This is a genomic window from Streptomyces sp. NPDC057697 (assembly GCF_042799335.1).
Lineage (GTDB): Bacteria > Actinomycetota > Actinomycetes > Streptomycetales > Streptomycetaceae > Streptomyces.
The window spans coordinates 131,090-152,988 of the sequence record NZ_JBHVJA010000016.1; the positions used below are offsets into that span (position 1 = coordinate 131,090).

Here is a 21,899-nt window from a genome sequence, read left to right on the forward strand (position 1 = left end):
GCGCCCGCGGGGAGCGGGGTCACCGCTCCCGCCGCTGCGCCGCGCGCCGCAACAGGCCGAGGAACAGCTCCCGTTCCTCCGGGGTGAACGGCGCCAGCATCTCCTCGTTCACCGCGACCACCGCGGGCGCGAGGCGGACGGCCAGTTCCCGGCCGCTCCCGGTGACGCGCACCAGCTTCCGGCGCCGGTCCTTGTCGTCCTGCGCGAGCTCCACCAGGCCCCGTCGGCGCAGCCGGTCCAGGAGCGGCGCGGTGGTCGACTTGTCGAGATGGGCCAGGGCGCCGAGCGTGCCCTGGTCCATGTCCCCATGGGTGTGCAGCAGGGTCAGCACCGTGAATTGAGGGCCCGTCAGGTCCTGGTGCACCTGCTCGTACCAGAGCCGGGTGTGGGCCTGGTTCAGCTGCCGGGCCAGGGGGCCGATCCCGTCGATGACATCGGGCGTGACGCCCGGCTCCCCGTTCTCCCGCGACATCGCTCCCCGCTTCCACGAATTGATTATGACGTACACGTACTTTACCGTGGAGCGAAGTAGGACGTGTACGGAATAACTGTGCGTGATGTCCATGAGCGGAAGGACGGCGTGATGAGACTCGTGGTCGCCATGACGGGTGCCACCGGCGCGCCCATCGGGGTGCGTCTGCTGGAGGCGCTCGGAGAACTGGGTGTCGAGACGCATCTGGTCGTCAGCCGCTGGGCGCGGACGACGCTGGCACAGGAGACGCCGTACACACTGCGCGAGGTGCAGGCGCTGGCGTCGGTGTGCCACGGCCCGGACGACCAGGGCGCCCCCATCTCCAGCGGCTCGTTCCGGACCGACGGCATGGCGGTCGTGCCGTGCAGCATGAGGACGCTGGCCGCCATCCGCACCGGCCAGGGGGACGGGCTGATCGGCCGGGCCGCGGACGTGGTGCTCAAGGAGCGCCGCCGGCTCGTCCTGATGGCCCGGGAGACCCCCCTGTCGGCGGTGCATCTGGAGAACATGCTGGAGCTGACGCGGATGGGCGCCGTGATCATGCCGCCGGTCCCGGCGTTCTACAACCGGCCCGAGGGCATCGGCGACATCGTCGAGCACCTCGTGGTGCGCGTCCTCGACCAGTTCGGCCTCGAACTTCCCACCGCCCGGCGATGGCAAGGATTCGCGGCGGCCGCCGCCGGTCCCCGCCCGGCCCTGCGCGACCGCCGCGCACCGGGCGGCGAACCACCCCGCCCCGCCCCGCCCACGGCGCGGCCGGAACACCCCACCGCCCTCTGAGAAAGGCACCCCCATGACCCAGCGAGGCAGCGCCCTCAACTTCCGCGACTTCGTGGAGAACCTGCTGGCCACCGGCGACGCGGTGGACATCCGCGAGCCGGTCAGCCCCGTGCTGGAGGCCGCGGCCGTCACCCGGCGCGTCTACGAGACGCGGAGTCCCGCGCCCCTGTTCAGCAATCTGACCGGCACCGAGGCGGGATTCCGCATGCTCGGCGCGCCCGCGGGCCTGAGCGGCGCCGACGGGAACACCTACGGCCGGCTCGCGGCCCACTTCGGCCTCCCCGCCGGCACCACCCCGCGCGAACTGGTGGAGAAGCTCGTCGCGGCCATGCACGCGGAACCCCTCGCGCCGCGCGTGGTGGAGACCGGTCCCTGCAAGGAGAACGTCCTCACCGGCGACGACGTCGACCTGGAGCGCTTCCCCGTCCCGCTGCTGCACGAGCACGACGGCGGCCGCTACCTCGGCACCTACGGCTACCACGTGGTGCGCACCCCGGACGGGCGGTGGACGAGCTGGTCGGTCAGCCGCGCCATGCTGCACGGCCGGACCACCCTCGTCGGCCCGGCCATGGCCCAGCAGCACCTCGGCATGATCCACGCCATGTGGCGCCACAAGGGTCTGCCCACGCCCTGGGCCATGGTGCTCGGCGCCCCGCCCGCGGCACTGGCCGCCGCGGGCATGCCGCTGCCCGCCGGAGTGAACGAGGACGGCTACGTCGGCGCCCTCACGGGCAGCCCGGTCGAGGTGGTCCGCACCGAACTGCACGACCTGTACGTCCCGGCCAACGCCGAGATCGTCCTGGAGGGGCACATCAGCCCGGACGAGACCGCGCCCGAGGGGCCGATGGGGGAGTACCACGGCTACGCCTTCGCCGAGAGCAAGCCGCAGCCGGTCTTCCACGTCGAGGCGATGACCTTCCGCGACGATCCCGTCCTGCCGATCTGCGTGGCCGGTCTGCCGCCGGAGGAGAACCACACCATCTGGGGCACGATGATCTCCGCGGTCAGCCTCGACCTGCTGCGCTCCAGCGGTCTGCCCGTCACGATGGCCTGGTGCTCCTACGAGGCGGCGACCTGCTGGATCGTGGTGTCCGTCGACATCGAGCGGCTGGCCCGGAGCGGTCTGGGCGAGAAGGAGCTGGCCGACGCCGTGGCCGACGTCCTCTTCGGCTCCCACACCGGATGGCTGGTGCCCAAGGTCCTCCTGGTGGCGGACGACATCGACATCACCGACATCGACCAGGTGGTGTGGGCGATGGCGACCCGTCACCACCCGGGCACCGGCGCGTACTCCTACCCGCAGGCGCCTGGTATCCCGATGGTCCCCTATCTGACACCCGAGGAGGTGCGGACCGGGCGCGGCGGCAAGTCCGTCGTCAGCTGTCTGCTGCCCGAGCAGTTCGAGGGCGTCACCAGGGGCACCACGGCGTCCTACCGGCACTCCTTCCCCGACCACGTCCGCGCGCGGGTCGACGAGAACTGGACCGCCTACGGCTTCTCCGCCACGGCGCGCCCGCCCCGCTGAGCGTCGCGGACCTCCACCGGGACCGGCCGAGGCGCACCTCCACCTTTGGTATACCATTCCTGCTGGTGTCGTACGAGGAGGGGCGCGTTGTCGCAGCAGGAGTCGGTGGAGGCGTCGTCGGGGCCGGTGCCGAGGGGGCCACGCACGGCGGGGGTCCGGCAGGCGTTGTCCTCGCTGCGGAGCAGCCGGGGATTCCGTCTCCTGTGGATCTCCAACCTGTTCTTCTACGGCGGCGCGTGGACGCAGACGCTGGTCCTGGGCTGGCTCGTCTTCGACACGACCCGCTCGGAGTTCCTGCTCGCGGTGTTCACCGCCGTACGGCTCGCCCCCATGCTGCTGGGCCCCTTCGCCGGAGTGCTCTCCGACCGGTACGACCGGGTGCGGCTGCTCATGATCGCCTGTCTGTGGGCCCTGGCGGCCGTGGTCACCGTGGCGGTCATGGCCTCGTCCGGCCCGGTGTCGTACGGGGCGCTGGTCGCCGGGGGACTGGCGATCGGCCTGGCGCAGTCCCCCTCGCAGCCGGCGCGCGGCTCGCTCGTCCTCGATCTCGTCGGACGGGAGAACCTCAGCAACGCCAACGCGCTGAACGCCCTGGCGATGAACATGACGCAGGTGATCGGTCCGGCGGTCGGCGGGGCGATGATCAGCGCCTTCGGGGCGCCCGCGGCTCTCTGGATCTCCACCACCTGGTACGCGTTCTCGCTCGTGGCGCTCTGGCCCCTGCGCGGCACCGGACAGGCGACGCCGGGCCGCCCGGAACCCGTGCTGCGGATGCTCACCAGCGGATTCCGTACGGTCCTCACCAGCCGCCTGACCGCGGCCGTACTGTTCGTCACGCTCGCCGCCAATGTCCTGCTGTGGCCGGTGTACCAGGGGTTCATGCCGGTGTTCGCGAAGGAGGCCCTCGGGCTCGACGCCGCGGGGCTGGGGTGGCTCCTGACCTGCGGCGGCCTGGGCGGCCTCGCCGGATCGCTCGTCATCGCCGCGCTCGGCGACTTCCGGTTCAAGGGCGGACTGTTCGTCCTCGGCACGGTGGCCTGGGGCGCGCTGTGGTCGCTGTTCGCCCTGTCCCGGACGGTCCCGCTCTCGTTCGCGCTGATGGCGTGCATCGGGCTGATGAGCGCTTCGTTCGGGGTGCTCCAGACCACCCTGCTGCTGATGACGACCGCGCCGGAGGTACGGGGGCGGGCCCTCGGCCTCCAGGAACTCGCCATCGGCGTCATGCCCTTCGCCTCGCTCGGGCTCGGTGCGGCGGCCGAGCGGGTGGGGGTCGGCACCACCGCGTTCCTCAGCGGAATCCTGCTGGTCGCGGTGGTGCTGGCGCTCGCGGTCCGAGTGCCCCGACTGCTCCGGTACAGCGGCGCGAACGCCCCGTAGCACCGGCCGTACCCGAGGTACGGCTCCGGCGCCACGGGCTTCGGGACGGTCCCGGCCCAAGGAGACGGCCGCGGCGGAACGTGTCCGCCGCGGCCGTTCTCCCGTCACCGGTTCAGAGCCGGAGTTCGCCGTCCCGGACCACCACGCGGCCACCGGCGACCACCAGGTCCCGGCGCGGCGCGCGGACGAGGGCGTCCTGCACGTTCTCCGCGTCCAGCAGCACGATGTCCGCCCGCGCCCCCGCGACGAGGTCGTGGGTGTCGCGGTGCACGAACCCCGCCGCACGCCTGGAGGCCAGCTCCACCGCGTGGGCCAGCTCCTCGTCGGTGCGCAGACCGTGGAGCCGGGCGAAACCGAGCGCGACCCGCAGCAGGTCGCCGTCACCGTACGGCGACCACAGGTCGCGGATGCCGTCGGTGCCGAGGCCGACCGGCACACCGTGGTCCCGCATGGAGCGCCAGGGAAGCGGCGCGGTGCGCACCGGGGCCACGGTCGCCCAGGAGACACCGGCCTCCGCGCAGGCTTCGACCAGACTCCGCTGCCGGTCCACCGGGAGCTCGCCCAGGGCGAAGCCGTGCGAGACCGTCACCTTGCCGTGCAGCCCCGCGCGCAGGGTGCGTTCGACGATGAGCTCGATCTGGAACGCGCCGAGATCCCCTCCGTCGTGCAGATGGATGTCGAGCCCGACGCCACGCCGTTCCGCTATGCCGAAGAGCCCGTCGAGCTGGGCCACGGGGTCGCGGTCGATCGACGCCGGGTCGAGACCGCCGATGCTGGTCGCCCCCGCGGCGGCCGCCTGATCCAGGAGGTCCAGCACACCGGGACGGCGCACCACCCCGTCCTGCGGGAACGCGACGATCTCCACCTCGATCGCGCCGTCGAGGGCGGCCACCGCATCGCGGACCACCTCGATGCCGCGCAGTCCGACACCGAGGTCGACGTCCACATGGCTGCGTACCGCCGTGGTGCCGTGGCGCAGGAACTCACCGAGCACGGCAGCGGTCGAGGACGGGTTCGGGATACCGAGACCGTCGCGCTCCGCGCGTTCGTGGGAGATACGCCCCTGGGTCGTCGCCTCCCCGCCGTAGGAGACCCACGGCCGGCCCCACCAGCTCTTGTCGAGATGGGCGTGCGCGTTGATGAAGCCGGGCAGGGCGAGGAGACCGCGGCCGTCGAGGCGGTCGCCGTCGCCGCTCGCCGTTCCGGCGGGTACGACGGAGAGGATCTCGGCGCCGGACAGAACGATGTCCACGGGCGCCGCACCCCAGGGGCGGACGTTCGTCAGTATCACATGAGCCATGAGGTGATGGTATACCAAATGCTCGGATGTCAGCCGGTCGGTGGACCGGACCCGTTGCCGCGCCGGCGGGTGAGCGCGAGGGGCAGGGTGGCCAGGGAGAGCGCGGCCGTCACCATGAGCGCCAGGGAGAACGAGGCGCCCGTCGCGAGGTAGCCGACGAGGAGGGCGCCCACTCCCGTCCCGGCGTCGAACCCGATGTTCCACACGGCGCTGGCGACGCCCCCGGACCGGCGGTCGACGGCGGCGAAGGCGTCCACCAGCGTCAGGTTCTGGAGCCCGCCGTAACTGATCCCGACCAGGGCCATCCCGGCCAGCAGCGGAGCCACGCCCGTCGCCTCCGGCGAGCTCACCGCCCAGGCCGTCGACACGAGTCCGGCGGCCGTGACGATCACCAGCGGCCAGAGGAACGGCCGGGTGCCGTACCGGTCGGCCAGCGCCCCGAACCGCCAGCGGGAGACGGCCGCCGTTCCGGTCAGCAACAGCAGTCCGGCCAGGGTCGCGGTGGGGTCGCTGCTCATCTGCGGCGCGAAGGTGATCAGCGCGCCCCCGGCCGTGGTGACGCCGAGCAGGAGCAGCATCGGCGGGAGCAGCGGAAGGTACGCGGCGCGACCGCCCGCCGGGGCGTCCCGTCGCGGGCGGTCCTCGGTCCCGGCCGGGGCCGCGCCCAGCCGGCGGGCGAGCCGCAGCGCGGGCACCACGCCGAGCAGGGGCAGCGCGCCGACCGCGAACACCACGCCGAAGCCGAGGTTCTCCGCGGCCCAGGGCGCGGTCGAGACCAGGACGAACTGCGGCCCCGCGATGGCCAGGCCGTACGCTCCGACCGCCTTCCCGCGCCGTGCCGGTTCCACGAGTTCGGCGACGGCGGTGGCGCCGCAGACCGTCAGCACCCCGAATCCGGCCCCGCGCACCGCCGCCAGGACCAGCACCACGTCGAGCCGGGCCGTCAGCAGGTGCGGGAGCGAGGCGACGCCGAGCAGGACCATCCCGCAGACCAGGGTGGTCCGCCAGCCGAGGCGGCGGAGTGCGGTCGGCACCAGCGTCTGGGTGCCCACGGTGCAGAGCATCAGGACCGCGTTGACCGAGCCGGCGCCGGCGGCGTCGGCACCGCCGTGCACCGCCCAGAGCGGCGCCGTGGGTAGCAGTGCGGCGAATCCCGAGAACCCCGTGGCGGTCAGGAGCAACAGGGCGGGCATGCCGGGTGCGTTCCAGACCGTCTCCCGCGCGGCGGTGTTCGCCGGGGCGTTCCTCACTGGCTCGTGCCTCCGTGTCGCCGTCGGCCGACCGGCCGTCGCGGCCGGTCGGCATGCGAAGAGGGCAGCGGCAAGACGCCACCCACCGTGACCTGGATGGTATACCGAATGCCGCCGGCCTGTTAGCCTGGCGGTATGAGCACAGAGAGTGATAATGGTGCGGCGAACGCGTCGCAGACGGTAACGGACCGGGACCGCGAGTTCCTCCGTCGCTGCGTCGGCCTCGCGGACGAGGCGCTCGCGGCCGGTGACGAGCCCTTCGGCTCGCTCCTGGTGGACGAGGGCGGCACGGTCCGCTTCCACGACCGCAACCGGGTCAAGGACGGCGACGCCACCCGCCACCCGGAGTTCGAGATCGCGCGCTGGGCGGCCGAGCACCTCTCCCCGCGGGAGCGGCGGACGAGCGTCGTCTACACATCGGGCGAACACTGCCCGATGTGCAGCGCGGCCCACGCCTGGGTGGGCCTGGGCCGCATCGTGTACGCGTCGAGCGCCGAGCAGCTCGTGGCGTGGCGCCGGAGCTGGGGCTTCGACGCGGGGCCGGTCGCGGCCCTCCCCATCCGGACCGTTGCCCCCGGCATCCCGGTGGCGGGTCCCGATCCGTCGCTCGCCGAGGAGGTCCGCGCGCTGCACGCCCGGATGCTGGGCGTGACCCTCGACGGCTAGGACGTCGTCAGTGGACCCCGCCGTACCCCGGAGGGGCGCCGCGGACCCTCGTCCGGCCCGGGTCCGGACGAGGGCCTGCGGTCCGGAAGGGCGAATGGATCAGGCGGCCCCGGTCCGGAAGGGCGGATGGATCAGGCGGCGCCGGTCCGGAGCGGCGGCCGGATCAGGCGCGCGGGTCGCCGGACCGGTCGTCGCGTGCCGCGTTCTTCTCCTTGATGCGGACCGCTTCCTTCCGGACCTCGGCCTGGGTGGCCCGTTCCTGCCGGAGCCACTCGGGGGCCTCCGTCTTCAGCGCGTCGATCTGCTCCGTCGTGAGGGCCTCGGTGACCCCGCCACGGGCGAGTCCCGAGATCGAGACGCCCAGCTTGGCGGCTACCACCGGGCGGGGGTGCGGTCCGTTGCGTCGCAGCTCCTGCAGCCACTCGGGCGGATCGGCCTGCAGTGCGTTGAGCTCGGTGCGCGAGACGACACCCTCCTGGAACTCGGCGGGGGTGGCCTCTAGGTACACACCCAGCTTCTTTGCCGCGGTCGCGGGCTTCATCGTCTGGGCGGTCTTGTGCGACGTCATGCGGTCAAGGGTATCGAGCATGTGCGCTACCTCTGACCAGGGCCGGTAACCTGGCGGAGTGACAAGCTCGGAAGAAACCCCTTCGTTCCGGCTCGCGTACGTCCCGGGGGTGACACCCGGAAAGTGGGTGCGGATCTGGAACGAGCGGCTGCCCGACGTCCCGCTGACCCTCGTGGGGGTCTCGGCCGCCGAGGCGTCCGACGCGCTGCGGGGGCGTGACGCCGACGCCGGCCTCGTACGGTTGCCGATCGACCGCACGGACCTCAGTGCGATCCCCCTGTACACCGAGACGACCGTGGTCGTGATCCCGAAGGACCACGTCATGGCGGCGGTCGAGGAGGTCAGCGCGGCGGAGCTGGCCGACGACATCGTGCTGCACCCCCTCGACGACACCCTGGAGTGGGAGCACCGCCCCGGGAAGCCCGCGATCGAACGTCCCGCCACCACGGCGGACGCCGTCGAGCTGGTGGCCGCGGGGGTGGGGCTGCTCGTCGTACCGCAGTCCCTCGCCCGCCTCCACCACCGCAAGGACCTCACCTACCGCCCGGTGGTGGACGCCCCCGAATCGCGCGTCGCGCTGTCCTGGCCGGAGGACGAGACCACCGATCTGGTGGAGGAGTTCATCGGAATCGTCCGCGGGCGGACCGTCAACAGCACCAGGGGCCGCGCCAGGTCCCAGGCCCGGTCCAAGGACGGCAGCGCCGACGCGGACGGTACGCGGCGCAAGCCCGCGACCGGCAGATCGACAGGCAAGGCGAGCGCCAGGGCAACCGGCAAGGCGACCGGAGGATCCGGCAGATCCGGCGCCAAGTCGGCCGGGAGGAACCAGCGGAGCGGGTCCGCAGGGCCCAAGGCCGCCAAACGCGGCAAGCCGCGCCGCCGTTCCTAGGACCGGCCGCCGGCCCGGCCCCGCGTCAGCGTCTGCGCCGTACCTTCGGTTCCGGTACCAGGCGTACGACGCCGTTGAGCAGGTGGTCGATCAGGTCGTGCGAGGGCTTGTCCGTGAGATTGGTGAGCAGCCGGGCGAGGGTGTTGAGCAGGAACGGCGACCCCATGACGTAGCGGTTGAGGACCGGCTGGAACCCCGAGCGGCTGAAGACCAGGTCGGCGGCCGTGTTGCCGAGCCGGTAGTAGCGGCCCCAGCGGCGGTTCATCTCGACCGGGTAGCCGCGCAGCACCTGTTCGCGCCGGGCGCCCCGGGGCAGGGCGAGAGCGAGTGCGGCGGTCTCGGCGGCGACCTCGCCGGCTTCCATGGCCTGACCGATGCCCTCGCCGTTCCAGGGGCTGATCATGCCTCCGGAGTCGCCGACGAGCAGCAGCCCCCGGGTGTAGAGGGGATGGCGGTTGAAGCCCAGCGGAAGGGCGGCGCTGCGGACCGGGCCCTCCGCGTTCTCCTCGCGCAGCCCCCAGTGTTCGGGGGTACGGGCCAGCCACTCGTCCAACGTGGCGCGCAGGTCCGCCTTTCCGTGCCGCCGGTGCGGAAGTGCGCCGAGGCCGACGTTGACGCGGCCGTCGCCCATCGGGAAGATCCAGCCGTATCCGGGCAGGTAGTGATCGCTTCCGGGGAACCGAAGGTCGGCCCAGAGCTCCAGATACTCCTCCGCGGACCTCTCGGGGCTGCGGTAGTAGCGCCGGGCGGCCGTCGCGATCTGCCTGCTCGGGTCCCGTTGCAGCCCCATGGCGAGGGCGAGGCGGGCGGAGGCGCCGTCGGCCGCGAGCACGATCGGCGCGTGGTAGGCCAGGGGCTCCTTCTCCGCGGTCGTGGCGCTCACCCCGGTGATCCGGCCGGTCCGGTCGGTCAGGGGCTCGGTCACCTTCACCCCGGGGCGCAGCCGGGCCCCGGCGGCGACGGCGTGCCGGGCGAGGATGTCGTCGAAGTCGTGCCGGCTGCGCGAGAGGCCGAAGTCCGGGTAGCGGCCGAGCGCGGGCCAGTCGATGTGCACCTGGTGCTTCCCCGCCACCCAGCGCATCCCGCGCGAACGTGTCCAGCCGGGAGCCTTGATGTCGACGCCCATCCTGATCAGCTGGTGCACCGCACGCGGGGTCAGACCGTCACCGCACACCTTCTCCCGGGGGAAGTGGGACTTCTCCAGCAGCAGGACGTCGACACCCGCTCTGGCGAGATGGAAGGCCGCGGCCGACCCGGCGGGCCCCGCGCCCACCACGATCACCTGGGCCTCCTCGTCCGGTCCGTGGTCGGACCGGGCATCCGACGGTGACCGGTCTGGCGTCGTTTCCCGCATCGGGAACCCCTTCCTGGAGCCGGTGCCGTACCGGGGACGGCAGCCTTCCGCATCATCATCGATCAAGGACGGCCGACGCGGGACCCGGTCCGGGAAACCGGCCCCTTCTTGAGCGCGACCCACAAGGCGAAGTTCCTGAAACCAGGGCAATCCCCCCTCATCAACCAGCCGTTCGGCCGAAGGCGGCCATCCGATGGAGCGTCGTACGACCGTTCGCAGCCCTTGCGCGCTCCCACGTTCCCGGCGCGGCGGCCGACGCCGCGCGAGACCTACGGCGGGCCCGTCGGCCGTATCGCTTCTGTGATCGCTTCTGTCATCACTTCTGCGCGAGGACGATCCAGACCTGGCCCGGAGCGAACGTCATCCGCTCGCCGGACGACGTGGTGAACGCCGTCGTGGAGTCGGCCGAGGGCCGCGACCAGCGCACGTCGTACTCCTTGCCGCCGCGCAGCACCACGGCGGAGCCCGAACCCACCGTCTCGGTGTACGGAGAGGTGCTGCCCCACCGGTCCCGGTACAGCGAGGGGCGCACCGTCACGTACTGCACCACCACGTCCGCCGCGCCGAGCCGGGCGCCGTCCGCCGTACGGGCCGGGGTGCCGTCCATGGAGACGAGCCACCGGCTCCGCTCGGCGGACCAGGTGAACGTGAAGCTCGCGGCCGGATAGCGGACTGTGCGGTCGGCGAGGGCCCTGCCGCCCGGCACGGCCGCCGCGAATCGCAGTCCGATGTCCTCGGCGGCGTTCGCCCCGGTGGTGGTGTGCGAGGCGCGCGCGGGGCGCAGATAGAGGTTGTGGGGCGCGGCGCGGTCACTGTCCCGGAAGTACGCGTCCGGATCCTTCTCGGGGGTCAGCGGGTCCAACGGCGCCTCCGCGATGGCCGGGAGAAGCTTGGACTGGGCCCCGGAGAAGGCGAGCGTCGGCCGGTCGAACTGGCGGAGCAGCTCCAGATCCGTCTCCCGGGCGCTGCGCACCGGGCCGACCACGGGCGGCAGCGAGGACGAGTAGACGGCCATCATGCGGCTGAGCCCGGCCTCGACCTGCTCCACATAGATGAGGTCCGCCTTGCCGAGTCCGGTCTGCGGGCGGGCGGGACCGACATTGTCGATCTTCACGGCGAGCACATGGGCGCGCGCGCCGGAGGACGTGGGCGCGGTACCGCCGGGCGAGCCGCCCCGGCAGCCGGCCACCGCCGCGAGCAGCAGCGCCGACAGGACCGCTGACACCGCCACCGGTCGCTTCGCGCGGAATGCGTGCATGGGGGCCGTCCCTTCCGAGTCGGCCGACGCGACGCCTCCGGCTACTGCCGCTCGCCGCGACGGCTCCCCGCCCATCATCAGGCAGAAGGGCGCCACCGGAGGCTTCCGGGGGCGGGACGCGTGTCGGGCTCCGCGCTCAGTACGGCAGCGGGCGGCCGGACGGGGTCCGCAGATCGAGGGGCGGCGGCCGGGACGGCAGCTGTGGACGTCGGACGATCCTGATGCGGCCCATTGCCACCACCCCCTGTCGACTACCCGTCACATGCCCGGCGGGTGTCCCGTTCATGCGGCGGCGGCGCGAATCGTCCGGATCGCGGACCACGGGCAACGGCTTCGCGCCATCTCGCCCGGAGCCGACCGGCCATGACGTGCCGTCGGGCCGGACGGTCGCTCCCGCCGCCCCGGCGGGATCTACCCGCGTCCGCGGGCCGGGCGGCGCGTCCGGGGCCCTGGGCCGCCCCGGCCCGGCGCCGGTCGCGGGTCCCGGAGCCGCGGGCACGTGGGACGGAACGGGAGGTGACGGGAAGGCGCCATCTTCCCGTCACGCGGGGGACAGCGCGCCCGCGCGCTCGCTATTCTCCCGGCTATGAGCCGTCAGCGTGGCACGGACGGGGCATCGTGCGGCGCGCCGCGGAGCCCCGGGTGACCGAGGACATGGGCCCCGCACCGGATGCCCGCACCGCAGAGGTGTGGCGAGCCTTCGGCACCCGGCTGCGTCAGTGGCGCAGGCGCGCCGGGCTCACCCAGGCCCAGGTGGGCGCCCGCGTCGGGTACGACCACACCGCCATCAGCAAGCTGGAGCACGGCACCCGCCGGACGCCGCTGCCGCTGGCCCGCAGACTGGACGAGCTGATGTCGGCGGACGGCGCCCTGCTCGCCGCCTGCGAGGCGGCGGAGGCCGCCGGCACGGGCGCCACGGGTGCGGAGAGCGCGGGGCAGGTCCCCGCACCGGTCGCCGCGCGGCAGGGCCCCTTTCCCGGGGAACCCGCGGGCGGCGCCCTGCTCGCGATGCTGCCGCCGGACACCGTCCTGCCCAGCCGTCTGCCCAGCTACGGGCTGATCTGCCCGGTGCACGGCCGGGACGGCTGCACCGTCCCCGTGCTCGCCGACGTCATCGCCCTGCACGCGTCCTTCTGCTCCCTCGGCCCGGCCACCGTGTCGTGCCCGGCCCTGGACATCGACACCGTGCACGCCCTGACGGCGCTGCTCGCCGTCTGTCTGCGGGCCGACGAGGAGCGCGCCTGGCCCGGAGCGACCGTCGTGGTCGAACGCACCCTGCACGCGATGCTTCGCTGGATGGCCCTGCCCGCCGCGCCGTACCAGCGCCAACTCGCCCCGCTGGCGGCCGAGTACGCGCAGTCCGCGGGCTGCCTGCGGCTGCTGTGGGGCCGCAACGCGACCGCGATGGCCTGGCTGGACCGCTCCCTGGTCTGGGCCGGGCTGGCCGGTCATGTCGGAACGGAGGTGGCCGCACTCAGCGACATGAGCACACTGGCGCGGCTGGAGGGCGACGGTCCGTCCGCCCTCGCCTACGGAGGCGCGATCCGGCAGGCCGCCACCGGGCGGTACTGGGCGGGCGCGATGAGCGATCTGTACCTGGCGCGCGGGCACGCCGTACGGGGCGACGCGCGGCAGACCCTCGGCCACATCGACCGCGCCTGGTCGCAGCTGGACCGGGTCGGCGAGCAGGACGAGACGGAGGCGCCCTGGCTCTCCGTCGCCTCGGTGCGGCTGCGGGTGGAGTCCGGCGCCGCGGGGGCGCTGCGGGACCTCGCCGCGGCGACCGGGGACCGCCGGCTGGCGCTGCGCGCCGTCGCGGCCGCCCGCACCGCGCTGGCCCTGCTCCCGCCCGGGATGCATTCGGCGCGGATGCTGTTCCTGGCGCGGATGGCGGACGCCCATGTCTGCGCCCGGGACCCACAGGCGGCGGTGGCCATCGCCGGGCCGGTCCTGGACACCACCGAGGTCACCGCCTCGACCCTGCTGGGCCAGGAACTGCGGGGCCTGCACGCCCGGTTGGCGGCCCGGCACGACGACCGGCCGGAGATCGAGGACTTCACCCGGCGGCTGGCGGCCGTCGTCCGCTGAGCGGGACCGACGGAGTCCGGGGCGGGGCGTGTGCGCACGCCCCGCCCCGGACGGAGGAACTTACGGGGAGATCAGCTCGCGTCGAGCGTCACGTCGTCCACGACGAAGCTGGTCTGCAGATAGGCGTCCTCACTGCTGGTGAACCCGAGGGTGACCGTCTGCCCGGCGAAGGCGCCGACGTCGAAGGTCTTCTGGACGTAGGAGCCCGAGGCGTCCGCGTTGGAGTACGTCGCGAGCGTCTTGGTGCCCAGCTTCACGGTGAACGTGTCGTACGCGGTCGGGTCGCCCGCCGACTCGTTGGTGTCGGTGCGCAGATAGAACGACAGCTTGTACGTCGAGCAGCCCGCCGGAACGGTCAGCGACTGCGAGGCGGTGTCCGTGTGCGTGGATCCCCAGCCCCCGAGCCAGGCCATGTAGGAGCCCGAGTGGGCCGGCTTCTCCGACGTCCGGTTGTTGATCACACCGTCCGTCTGGCTCCACGGGGCGACCCCGCTCTCGAAGCCGCCGTTGGCGACGACCTGCCGTGGCTGGCAGCTGCCGCCGCCACCGACGACGAGCGAGTACGTCGTGGTGTGGGCGGCCGTGCCGGTCCCGGTCACCGTGAGGGTGTACGTACCCGCCGCGGCCTGGGCCCCGGCGGAGACGGTCATCGTCGAGGCGGAGCCCGACTGCACGGATGCCGGGTCGAACGAGACGGTGACCCCGCTCGGCGCGCCGGAGGCCGTCAGTTTCACGCTCTGCGCGGAACCGCTCGTCGTCGCGGTGGACACGCTCGCGGTCACCGAGCCGCCCGGCTGGACGTTGCCCGAGGCCGGCTTCACCGAGACGGAGAAGTCGTCCCCGGGCGTGGTGCTGCCGACCGAGGTCTTCCAGATGGTGTACGCGACACCGTCGGCGCTGCGGTCGAGCGCCGTCGCGTTGATGTTGGCGGTGGTGTCGCAGGACGAGTGGTAGCAGGAGTCGTAGGAACGCCCTGCCGTGCCGCCCCACTTGGCGGCCTGCGCCGACGACTTGGTGGCGTCGGCACCGGTCGCGTAGCCGGAGGTGGGGATGCCGCCCTGCTGGAAGGAGTAGTCGTCCGAACGGCCCTGGCCCTCGACGTTCTCCTCCGGAGCGAGGTTCAGCGAGTCCCAGTACTCCTTCATCGGCGCGGAGGCGGCCGAGTTGACGTTGTTGATGAAGTAGCCGGCGTTGGTCGAGGCCACCATGTCGAAGTTGTAGTACGCCTTGATGGCGCTGCGCTGGGCCGAGCCGAGCTGCCCGACGTAGTACTGCGAGCCCTGGAGCCCCTGCTCCTCGCCGTTCCACCAGGCGAAGCGGATGTGCTTCGTCATGGTCGGGTTCCGCTGGGCCAGCGCGAGGGCGTTCTCCAGCAGGGTGGCCGAGCCCGAGCCGTTGTCATTGATCCCGGGACCGGCGGAGACGCCGTCCAGATGGGCACCGAACATGATCGTCTGGTCGGACGGGCCGCCCGGCCAGTCGGCGATCAGGTTGTTGCCGCGGTAGGTGCAGCTGGTGCAGCTCTGTTCGGTGACGGTGTACCCGGCCGCCTCCAGCTTGCCCTTCACATAGGCGACGGAGGCCGTGTAACCGGCGCTGCCGGCCCGGCGGTTGCCGCCGTTCTGGGTGGCGATGGTGTTCAGCTGCGCGAGGTGCGCCTGCACGTTGGCGATGCTGATGTCCGGTGCGCCGCCTCCCGGATTGCCGCCGCCGTTGTCCACGGTCAGGGTGTACTGCGCGGTGTGGCTCTGGGTGCCGGCACCCTTCACCGTGAAGGTGTACGAGCCCGGAGCGGCGTTCGAGGACGCCGAGACGGTCATCGTCGAGGACGCACCGGACTGCACCGACGACGGGCTGAAGGTCGCGGTGACACCGCTCGGCAGACCGCTCGCCGTCAGGGCGACGCTCTGCGCGCTCCCGGAGCTGACCGTGGTCCGCACCGCGGCCGTCACCGAGCTGCCCGGCTTCACGGAGCCCGACGCCGGGTCCAGGGACATGGTGAAGTCGTTGTTGCCACTGGGCGTGCAGGACGGGTCGCCGCTCTGCGCGGGGACGCTGATGGCGTCCCAGGCGGCCTTGGTCCGGTCGAAGAGCACACAGCTGGCGTCGAGGTTCTTCGCCGAGGTCAGCGTGGCCGTGCGGTAGCGCTTGTAGGTCATCCCGCTCGTCTTCAGCAGCATGCCGCCGTAGAAGACCTTGCCCGCGCTCTGGATGCCGACGCCGGTGACCGTGGAGCTGTTGCAGGTGGGGCTGGAGGGCTTGCCGCCGCCGGGGTTCGAGCCCTCGGCCAGCAGATAGAACCAGTGGTTGAGCGGACCGGCCGCGGCATGCTCCTCGGTGTTGGGTATCGAGGAGCTGTAGCAGTTCGGGTCGCCGATCTGCCCCGGGTTGTACATGATCCGGATCGGCCCGCTGCCGACCAGGTTGATCTTCTCGCCGACGGTGTAGTCGGGGTCGTCGTACGGGGCGGGCTCATTGGTGTATGCCTCGGTCAGGGCACCCATGATGTCGCCGGTGGCCTCACCGAGACCGGACTCGTTGTTGGCGCCGCCGGGCGTGTACTGGTCGATGCCGTGGCCGAACTCGTGGCCCACCACGTCCATCGCGCCGATCCACTGGTTGGCGTTGTTGTGGCCGATGGAGACCGAGGAGCCGTCCCAGTAGGCGTTGACGTCGTTCAGACCGACCTTGACCGGCCAGCTGCCGCCGTTGCCGTTGTGCCCGTTGCGGCCCAGCCAGTCCTTCAGCATGTTCCACTCGTGCTGCGCCGCCCACATGACGTCGACGCAGCCGGTCTCCTTGCTGGAGGGGTTGCCGGTGCCCCAGGAGTCGGTGGACTTGGTGAAGACGCTGCCCGTGCTGTAGTCGGCGCAGCTCAGGCCGGGGCGGTTGGGGTCGCGCAGCGAGTAGCTGCTGCCCGACGCGGTGGTGTCGATGGCCAGTGGCGACGGGCCGTTCCACTGGCTGTTCCCGGTGCCCGCCTTGACGTCGTCGTAGCTGTCGAGCACCTTGCCGGTGCCCGCGTCGACGAAGACGTGCAGCCGGCTGGGGGACTTGGCGGTGCGCCCGGTGAGCACGGTCTCCCAGGCCAGCCGGGAGGACTTTTCGGTGGCCCGGACCACCAGCCGCCGCGACTCCACCCGCTGCACCGTGCGGAGCTTCTTGCGGGCGGTGGTCTCGGCCGACTTCGCGGAGACGGACGGTGTGGTGGGCACGTTGATCCGCCGGGAGACCGCGGACTGGGTGGCGCGGACCCGGCCCTTCGAGTCGGCCACCACGACGGCGTCCCCGCCGACGACCGGCAGGCCGCGGTAGGTGCGCTGGTACGCGACGGAGTACAGGCCCTTGACCCAGGGGGTCACCATCTGCCGCTCGTACCGCTCCTCGGGTCCCTTCGCCAGGGTGTCGAGACCACTGGAGGCGGCCCGGTCGGCCGCCGACACGGCGGCCGCGAGCGCGCTCGGGGCGGGCGGTGCCGGTTCGGCGGACGCCGTCTGCGCGCCGGTGGCGACGAGCATGGAGGCGAGGACGGCCAGGGTCGTCCCGGCCGTCATTGGTCTGAGTTTCATCGAGGCTCCTTGATCGGGGGGCCTCGATCACGGGCAGCCGCGTACCATGACGCGCTTGCCCCGGCCGTCGCCGGCCGCCCGCGCCCCCCGGTGTCCGTGATCGAGCGACCGAACACTCACACGTCGTCATGGACTCGTCAACGAACTGCGAAGGCTGTGGGGAGGGTTGGCAAGTTTGGTCAAGCCGCGGTGGTGGGATCGCACAACGCCGTGGGCGCGAGGGGCGATCACTCCAGCCCGGAGATCCTGAACACCGTGCGCGCGTGCCCGCGGTCGATGCGGTCGGACAGCTGCCGCAGCGCCGTCACCCCGCACCGCAGCGTCCCGCGTGCCACACAGCCGCGGGCGTCCTCGTCCAGCCGGTGCCAGAGCGCCGGATTGGCGAGGAACACCTCCGGGTCGACCTCGACCCGGCCGCCCTCGGTGTCGCGGAGCACCATGCGCTGGGCGACACCGTCCGACCAGCGCACCGAGACGAGCCGGTCGGTGCGCACGGTCCGCCGGCGCAACAGGCCCCGGCTGGAGAGCCATCCGGTGCCCGCGCGCACCCGGGGCGGCACCAGGACCGCGCACAACAGCGCCGCCAGCCCGGTCCACAGCAGGGCGCGCGGCCAGGTGAGGTGACCGGCCGCCGCGTCGACCACCGTCAGCAGTCCGAGGAGCGTCACGGAGCAGTGCACGGCGAAGCGCCGATCGGCGGGCCAGCCGTCGTCGTCGGCGGTCGTGTCGGAGGAGGGCGGCGGCAGGCCGGGACGAGGGCCGGGAGCGCTCCGGGTGTTGTGGCGTCGCATGGCAGTGACGCTAGGCGCGCCCGTGGAGTTCGCCGGAGTCCGTTGACGCACCGCTGACGTCGGGGCGGAAGGTCCTGACGCCTGCTTGACGCATGACACCGGAACGGGCACGGGGCTGTACGCGACAAGGCGCCGCCGTTATCCTGCACCTATGGCAAATGATCAGAAAGAGGCAGAGATCATAATCACCATATCGCGAACCATGGCTGATGACAAGTCAATCGATGGGGCGAGGGCATTCCGCCCCGGCGGAACCGGTCGCGCGGTACCGACGGAAGGGCTCGGAGCATGACCACCACGACCCTCCCGGCGGCGGCGTCGGGCACCTGGGAGCTGGGCGACCTGACGGTCCATCGCATCGGGCTGGGCGCCATGCGCCTGACGCAGAACGGCGCGGCGTTCGACGACGCCGCGGCCCCGGGTGACCGCGACCGGGCCATCGCCGTGCTGCGCCGCGCGGTGGAGCTCGGCGTCGATCACATCGACACGGCGGCCTTCTACTTCTCGTCGCTGCGTTCCGCGAACGAGCTGATCAACCGGGCGCTGGGGCCCCGCCAGGACGACGTGGTCATCGCCACCAAGGTCGGTCCGGGCCGTGACGCGTCCGGTGAGTGGCTGCCCTGGGCCCGGCCCGAACAGCTGCGGGGCCAGGTCGAGGAGAACCTCCGTCAGCTCGGCCGCGACCATCTGGACGTGGTGAACCTGCGCACCCAGGGACCGGGCCCGGTCTCCGAGCACTTCGGCGCGCTGGCCGAGCTGCGGGAGAAGGGGCTCGTCCGCCATCTCGGTCTCTCCAACGTCCGGCCGGAGCAGTTCGCCGAGGCCAGGGAGATCGCCCCCGTCGTCTGCGTGCAGAACTGGTTCGCGATCGGCTCGCTGCGCCCCGGATCGGCGGAGATGCTCCGGATCTGCGGCGAGGAGCGGATCGCCTTCGTGCCCTTCTACTCCATAGCGGGGGAGCGTCGCGAGGCCGGGGCCGGTGACTCGGAGCGGCCGGAGATCCTGGAGGTGGCCCGTGCGCACGGGGTCTCGGCCGTCCAGGTCAGGCTGGCGTGGACGTTGCAGCAGGGTCCGCATGTGCTCGCCATCCCGGGCACCGGGAACCCGGCCCATCTGGAGGCCAATGTGGCCGCCGGCGCGCTGCGCCTCACGCCGGAGGAACTGGAGCTGCTGAACCGGGCACCCGTGCCGCCGTCCGGCTGACGGCGCGCGGGGTCAGTCCTCGTCGTCGTCCCCCTCCTCGTCCCGCGCCGGCTGTTCCGGCGCGGACGAGTGGGAGTCGGACCGCGGTCCGGTGGTGGCCGTCGAACCGGAGTCCGGGGTCTTCGGGGAGCCGGAGTCCGGGGAGAACAGCGTCATCCCCAGATACACGGCCACGATGAACGCGACCGTACCGGCGACGGCGCTCGCCACCCTCGGCCGCCGCCTGATCGCGTCCCGGGCGACGGCACCCCGCCGGACGGGTACGGCCCGCTCCGCTCCTCGGCGCCGGTGGCCGCCGGTCTGCGGGAGCCGGTACGTCGCCATGCCCGCGCCCTGCTCGGCGGAGCCCGCCGGGGCGGGGTACGCGGGCGCGGCCGCCGGACCGCGCGGAACGCCCGTGCCGGCGGGGGCGGGCGCCGTGGGCGGGGCCGGGGCGTACATCGGCAACGGCTCCGGCTGCCCCCGCCAGGCATCGCCCTGGAACCACTCGGCGACCTGCTGGGCGCCGGGCCGGTCCTCCGGCTGCTTCGCGAGCAGCCCCAGCAGATAGGAGTCGAAGGCCGGGGAGAGATCGACGCCCCGCTGCCGGAGCGGCACGGGTGCCGTGTCGACGTGCTGGTAGAGCGTGGCGGTGGCCGTGTCCGAGCGGAACGGCGGTTCGCCCAGCAGGAGCTGGTAGATCACACAGCCGAGGGAGTACATGTCGGACGCGGCACCGGCCGTACGGCCCAGGGCGCGCTCCGGGGCGAGATAGAGACTGGTGCCGACGATCTGGCCCGTGGTGGTCAGCGCGGCGGACGGGTCGTCGACGAACTGGGCGATCCCGAAGTCGCCTATCTTGACGGACCCTTCGGCGTCCAGCATCAGGTTGCCGGGCTTGATGTCACGGTGCACGATGCCCTGCCGGTGGGCGGCGGCGAGCCCCGCGGCCGCCTGCCCGGCGATCCGGGCGACCTGCTCGGCGCCGAGCCGCTCCTGGGCCGCGAGAAGATCGCCCAGGCTCCGGCCCTCGACGAGCTCCATCACGAGGTAGAAGCGGTCCTCCCAGGCCCCGAAGTCGAACACGGCCACCAGATGAGGATGGCTCAGGCGGGCCGCGGTCTGCGCCTCCAGCCGGAACCGGGCGGTCGCCGACTCGTCCGCGTGGCCGCCCAGCAGCAGCTTCACGGCGACCGCTCTGCCCAGTACTTCGTCGGCGGCACGCCACACCTCGCCCATGCCGCCACGGCCGATAGGGGATATCAACCGGTACCGACCTGCTACCAGCACCTGTGCACCAATCTCGAATTGTGGGCCGCTTCTGCTGCCACGGCGGCGACCCGACCTGGGTCGGGGCGGGTGGGGGGCGCGCGGCAAGATCAGGATATCGGGCCGCCGGACCTCGCGGTTCCGTGGAGCGGCCCCGACGCCCCCCGGACCGCGTGAACACCGGGGAGCCAGCCGCGCCGAGGACCCTGCCGCGCCCGTACCTCACGGCCCTCCCCGGCCGGGCGAGCGGCTCGCGCACCCCGGGACCGGCCCGGCGACCGCCCCCGGCGGGGCCGGACGGGATCAGGCGGACGGATCCCGCCGGGCGGGCGCGGGCCGGACCTCCTCGCGCGGGAACAGCCAGTCGTACGCCGCCTGCGCGGTGAACTCATCCTGCCCGCCCGGGAAGAGGAGGCCCGCCGCCGCGAAGGCCGGATCGCCCGCCGTCGCGGCCACATAGGGAATCGCGATGCACCGCATCCCCGCCGCCCGCGCCGCTGCCGCACCCGGCGCCGAGTCCTCCAGCACCACACAGCGGGCGGGCGGCGCGCCCAGGCGCCGGGCCGCCTCCAGGAACACGTCCGGTTCCGGCTTGCCGCGCGCCACCTCCTCGGCGGAGACGTACGTGGTCAGATAGGTGTCGAGCCCGGTGCCCGCCAGCACCGCCTCGATCGCCGCCCGCGACGAACCCGACGCCACCGCCATGGCGACGCCCCGCCGGTCCAGCAGCTCCACGAACCTGCGCATCTGCGGGAAGACCTCGGTCGAGGTCCTGGCCAGCTCCAGGTACAGGACGTCCTGGGCGGCTACCAGTTCGGCGACGGGCGCCTCGATCCCGTACCGGGCGCGCAGCGCCGTCAGGGTCTCGTGGACACCGATGCCGACGAACGCGAGGTGCTCGGCCCAGGTGAAGCCGGGGCGCCGTACCCGGCCAGCAGACGGCGTGCCGCCTCGTAGTAGGTGGGCTCGCTGTCCACCAGCGTCGCGTCGAGATCGAAGACGACGGCCGGTGCGGGGAAGTGCGCGGAAGTCATGGCACCCAGCATGCCAAGCCGGTGATCACTTGCGGTGGGCCGCCGCCTTCCGCCCCACCGATTCGACCAGCGGCAGCAGCCGGTGCGGCACCCGTTCCCGCAGCGCCACCTCGGTACGTGTCCTGACCACTCCGGGCAGCTGGATCAGCCGCTGGATCACATCCTCCAGGTGGCCGTTGTCACGGGCCACCACCCGCGCCAGCAGATCCCCGCCGCCCGTGGTCGAGAAGGCCTCGACGATCTCCGGCACAGCGGCGAGCGCCTCGCCGACCTCGTCGAGATGGCCCTGGGTCACTTCGAGATGGACGAAGGCCAGGACCGGGTGGCCCAGCGCGGCGGGGGACAGGACAGGACCCGTACCGGTGATCACCCCGTCCCGTTCCAGCCGGTCGATCCGGGCCTGGAGGGTGCCCCGGGCGATGGAGAGGATGCGCGCGTACTCACGGACGCTGGTCCGCGGCTGCTCGATGAGCAGCCGGAGGATACGGGTGTCGAGGGCGTCCACCGCCATGGTCCGCGGGCCTCCT

General features: G+C 72.7%; 17 protein-coding genes and 1 pseudogene. 7 read left to right on the top strand and 11 right to left on the bottom strand.

Annotated features, from left to right (window positions below):
- Nucleotides 1–19: 19 nt before the first annotated feature.
- Nucleotides 20–508 carry a MarR family winged helix-turn-helix transcriptional regulator gene (locus ACFVFH_RS31655; protein ID WP_383775062.1) on the bottom strand — a complete coding sequence of 163 codons (489 nt, stop codon included), beginning with the start codon at nucleotides 506–508 and terminating at the stop codon, nucleotides 20–22.
- Nucleotides 509–583: 75 nt separating this feature from the next.
- Here ACFVFH_RS31655 and ACFVFH_RS31660 point away from each other — a divergent pair, with 75 nt between their 5' ends.
- The 3 genes from ACFVFH_RS31660 (at nucleotide 584) to ACFVFH_RS31670 (ending at nucleotide 4,154) form a co-directional block, all read left to right on the top strand.
- The gene (locus ACFVFH_RS31660) at nucleotides 584–1,252 is read left to right on the top strand and encodes a UbiX family flavin prenyltransferase (RefSeq protein ID WP_383775065.1); all 669 of its coding nucleotides are present in this window, start codon (nucleotides 584–586) and stop codon (nucleotides 1,250–1,252) included.
- Nucleotides 1,253–1,265: 13 nt separating this feature from the next.
- On the top strand, nucleotides 1,266–2,777 hold the full coding sequence (locus ACFVFH_RS31665; protein ID WP_383775068.1) for a UbiD family decarboxylase: 1,512 nt from the start codon (nucleotides 1,266–1,268) through the stop codon (nucleotides 2,775–2,777).
- An 87-nt stretch (nucleotides 2,778–2,864) separates the two neighbouring features.
- Nucleotides 2,865–4,154 (top strand): MFS transporter, encoded by a 1,290-nt coding sequence (locus ACFVFH_RS31670; RefSeq protein ID WP_383775070.1) that lies wholly within the window; start codon nucleotides 2,865–2,867, stop codon nucleotides 4,152–4,154.
- A 112-nt stretch (nucleotides 4,155–4,266) separates the two neighbouring features.
- Here the strand turns inward: ACFVFH_RS31670 and ACFVFH_RS31675 are convergent, their stop codons facing one another.
- Both ACFVFH_RS31675 and ACFVFH_RS31680 read right to left on the bottom strand, forming a co-directional pair.
- Nucleotides 4,267–5,454 carry an amidohydrolase gene (locus ACFVFH_RS31675; protein ID WP_383775073.1) on the bottom strand — a complete coding sequence of 396 codons (1,188 nt, stop codon included), beginning with the start codon at nucleotides 5,452–5,454 and terminating at the stop codon, nucleotides 4,267–4,269.
- A gap of 29 nt (nucleotides 5,455–5,483) precedes the next feature.
- Nucleotides 5,484–6,704 carry an MFS transporter gene (locus ACFVFH_RS31680; protein ID WP_383775075.1) on the bottom strand — a complete coding sequence of 407 codons (1,221 nt, stop codon included), beginning with the start codon at nucleotides 6,702–6,704 and terminating at the stop codon, nucleotides 5,484–5,486.
- Between the two features lie 135 nt (nucleotides 6,705–6,839).
- Here ACFVFH_RS31680 and ACFVFH_RS31685 point away from each other — a divergent pair, with 135 nt between their 5' ends.
- On the top strand, nucleotides 6,840–7,370 hold the full coding sequence (locus ACFVFH_RS31685; RefSeq protein WP_383775077.1) for a nucleoside deaminase: 531 nt from the start codon (nucleotides 6,840–6,842) through the stop codon (nucleotides 7,368–7,370).
- Between the two features lie 163 nt (nucleotides 7,371–7,533).
- On the opposite strand, the gene ACFVFH_RS31690 is transcribed toward ACFVFH_RS31685, so the two are convergent.
- The gene (locus ACFVFH_RS31690) at nucleotides 7,534–7,938 is read right to left on the bottom strand and encodes a DUF5997 family protein (protein WP_383775079.1); all 405 of its coding nucleotides are present in this window, start codon (nucleotides 7,936–7,938) and stop codon (nucleotides 7,534–7,536) included.
- 58 nt (nucleotides 7,939–7,996) lie between these two features.
- Here ACFVFH_RS31690 and ACFVFH_RS31695 point away from each other — a divergent pair, with 58 nt between their 5' ends.
- Nucleotides 7,997–8,827, top strand: a complete 831-nt coding sequence (locus tag ACFVFH_RS31695) for a LysR family substrate-binding domain-containing protein (protein ID WP_383775082.1) — start codon at nucleotides 7,997–7,999, stop codon at nucleotides 8,825–8,827.
- 25 nt (nucleotides 8,828–8,852) lie between these two features.
- Here the strand turns inward: ACFVFH_RS31695 and ACFVFH_RS31700 are convergent, their stop codons facing one another.
- Together ACFVFH_RS31700 and ACFVFH_RS31705 are read right to left on the bottom strand one after the other, a co-directional pair.
- Nucleotides 8,853–10,181 carry a geranylgeranyl reductase family protein gene (locus tag ACFVFH_RS31700; RefSeq protein ID WP_383775084.1) on the bottom strand — a complete coding sequence of 443 codons (1,329 nt, stop codon included), beginning with the start codon at nucleotides 10,179–10,181 and terminating at the stop codon, nucleotides 8,853–8,855.
- Nucleotides 10,182–10,497: 316 nt separating this feature from the next.
- Nucleotides 10,498–11,439 carry a DUF3048 domain-containing protein gene (locus ACFVFH_RS31705; RefSeq protein ID WP_383775087.1) on the bottom strand — a complete coding sequence of 314 codons (942 nt, stop codon included), beginning with the start codon at nucleotides 11,437–11,439 and terminating at the stop codon, nucleotides 10,498–10,500.
- A 642-nt stretch (nucleotides 11,440–12,081) separates the two neighbouring features.
- Here ACFVFH_RS31705 and ACFVFH_RS31710 point away from each other — a divergent pair.
- A complete protein-coding gene (locus ACFVFH_RS31710; RefSeq protein ID WP_383775089.1) occupies nucleotides 12,082–13,527 on the top strand; it encodes a helix-turn-helix domain-containing protein in 1,446 nt (481 codons plus the stop codon).
- A 71-nt stretch (nucleotides 13,528–13,598) separates the two neighbouring features.
- Here the strand turns inward: ACFVFH_RS31710 and ACFVFH_RS31715 are convergent, their stop codons facing one another.
- Nucleotides 13,599–17,081, bottom strand: a complete 3,483-nt coding sequence (locus ACFVFH_RS31715) for a M28 family peptidase (RefSeq protein WP_383775211.1) — start codon at nucleotides 17,079–17,081, stop codon at nucleotides 13,599–13,601.
- 242 nt (nucleotides 17,082–17,323) lie between these two features.
- The gene (locus ACFVFH_RS31720) at nucleotides 17,324–17,887 is read right to left on the bottom strand and encodes a hypothetical protein (protein WP_383775091.1); all 564 of its coding nucleotides are present in this window, start codon (nucleotides 17,885–17,887) and stop codon (nucleotides 17,324–17,326) included.
- A 288-nt stretch (nucleotides 17,888–18,175) separates the two neighbouring features.
- On the opposite strand from ACFVFH_RS31720, the gene ACFVFH_RS31725 reads away from it, so the two are divergent.
- The gene (locus tag ACFVFH_RS31725) at nucleotides 18,176–19,090 is read left to right on the top strand and encodes an aldo/keto reductase (protein ID WP_383775093.1); all 915 of its coding nucleotides are present in this window, start codon (nucleotides 18,176–18,178) and stop codon (nucleotides 19,088–19,090) included.
- Between the two features lie 12 nt (nucleotides 19,091–19,102).
- Here the strand turns inward: ACFVFH_RS31725 and ACFVFH_RS31730 are convergent, their stop codons facing one another.
- The 3 genes and pseudogenes from ACFVFH_RS31730 to ACFVFH_RS31740 form a co-directional block, all read right to left on the bottom strand.
- Entirely contained in the window at nucleotides 19,103–20,308 is a 1,206-nt protein-coding gene (locus tag ACFVFH_RS31730; RefSeq protein ID WP_383775096.1) for a serine/threonine-protein kinase, read from the bottom strand.
- A 333-nt stretch (nucleotides 20,309–20,641) separates the two neighbouring features.
- Nucleotides 20,642–21,384 (bottom strand): annotated as a pseudogene (locus ACFVFH_RS31735) (HAD family hydrolase).
- Nucleotides 21,385–21,397: 13 nt separating this feature from the next.
- Entirely contained in the window at nucleotides 21,398–21,883 is a 486-nt protein-coding gene (locus ACFVFH_RS31740; RefSeq protein ID WP_383775098.1) for an Lrp/AsnC family transcriptional regulator, read from the bottom strand.
- Between the last annotated feature and the right edge of the window lie 16 nt (nucleotides 21,884–21,899).

Bases quoted from the DNA above. Each gene is read 5' to 3' on its own strand.
- ACFVFH_RS31700 (WP_383775084.1), bottom strand. From the start codon at position 10,181: ATGCGGGAAACGACGCCAGACCGGTCACCGTCGGATGCCCGGTCCGAC.
- ACFVFH_RS31690 (WP_383775079.1), bottom strand. From the start codon at position 7,938: ATGACGTCGCACAAGACCGCCCAGACGATGAAGCCCGCGACCGCGGCA.
- ACFVFH_RS31725 (WP_383775093.1), top strand. From the start codon at position 18,176: ATGACCACCACGACCCTCCCGGCGGCGGCGTCGGGCACCTGGGAGCTG.
- ACFVFH_RS31715 (WP_383775211.1), bottom strand. From the start codon at position 17,081: ATGACGGCCGGGACGACCCTGGCCGTCCTCGCCTCCATGCTCGTCGCC.
- ACFVFH_RS31730 (WP_383775096.1), bottom strand. From the start codon at position 20,308: ATGGGCGAGGTGTGGCGTGCCGCCGACGAAGTACTGGGCAGAGCGGTC.
- ACFVFH_RS31705 (WP_383775087.1), bottom strand. From the start codon at position 11,439: ATGCACGCATTCCGCGCGAAGCGACCGGTGGCGGTGTCAGCGGTCCTG.
- ACFVFH_RS31720 (WP_383775091.1), bottom strand. From the start codon at position 17,887: ATGCGACGCCACAACACCCGGAGCGCTCCCGGCCCTCGTCCCGGCCTG.
- ACFVFH_RS31660 (WP_383775065.1), top strand. From the start codon at position 584: ATGAGACTCGTGGTCGCCATGACGGGTGCCACCGGCGCGCCCATCGGG.
- ACFVFH_RS31665 (WP_383775068.1), top strand. From the start codon at position 1,266: ATGACCCAGCGAGGCAGCGCCCTCAACTTCCGCGACTTCGTGGAGAAC.
- ACFVFH_RS31675 (WP_383775073.1), bottom strand. From the start codon at position 5,454: ATGGCTCATGTGATACTGACGAACGTCCGCCCCTGGGGTGCGGCGCCC.
- ACFVFH_RS31740 (WP_383775098.1), bottom strand. From the start codon at position 21,883: ATGGCGGTGGACGCCCTCGACACCCGTATCCTCCGGCTGCTCATCGAG.
- ACFVFH_RS31685 (WP_383775077.1), top strand. From the start codon at position 6,840: ATGAGCACAGAGAGTGATAATGGTGCGGCGAACGCGTCGCAGACGGTA.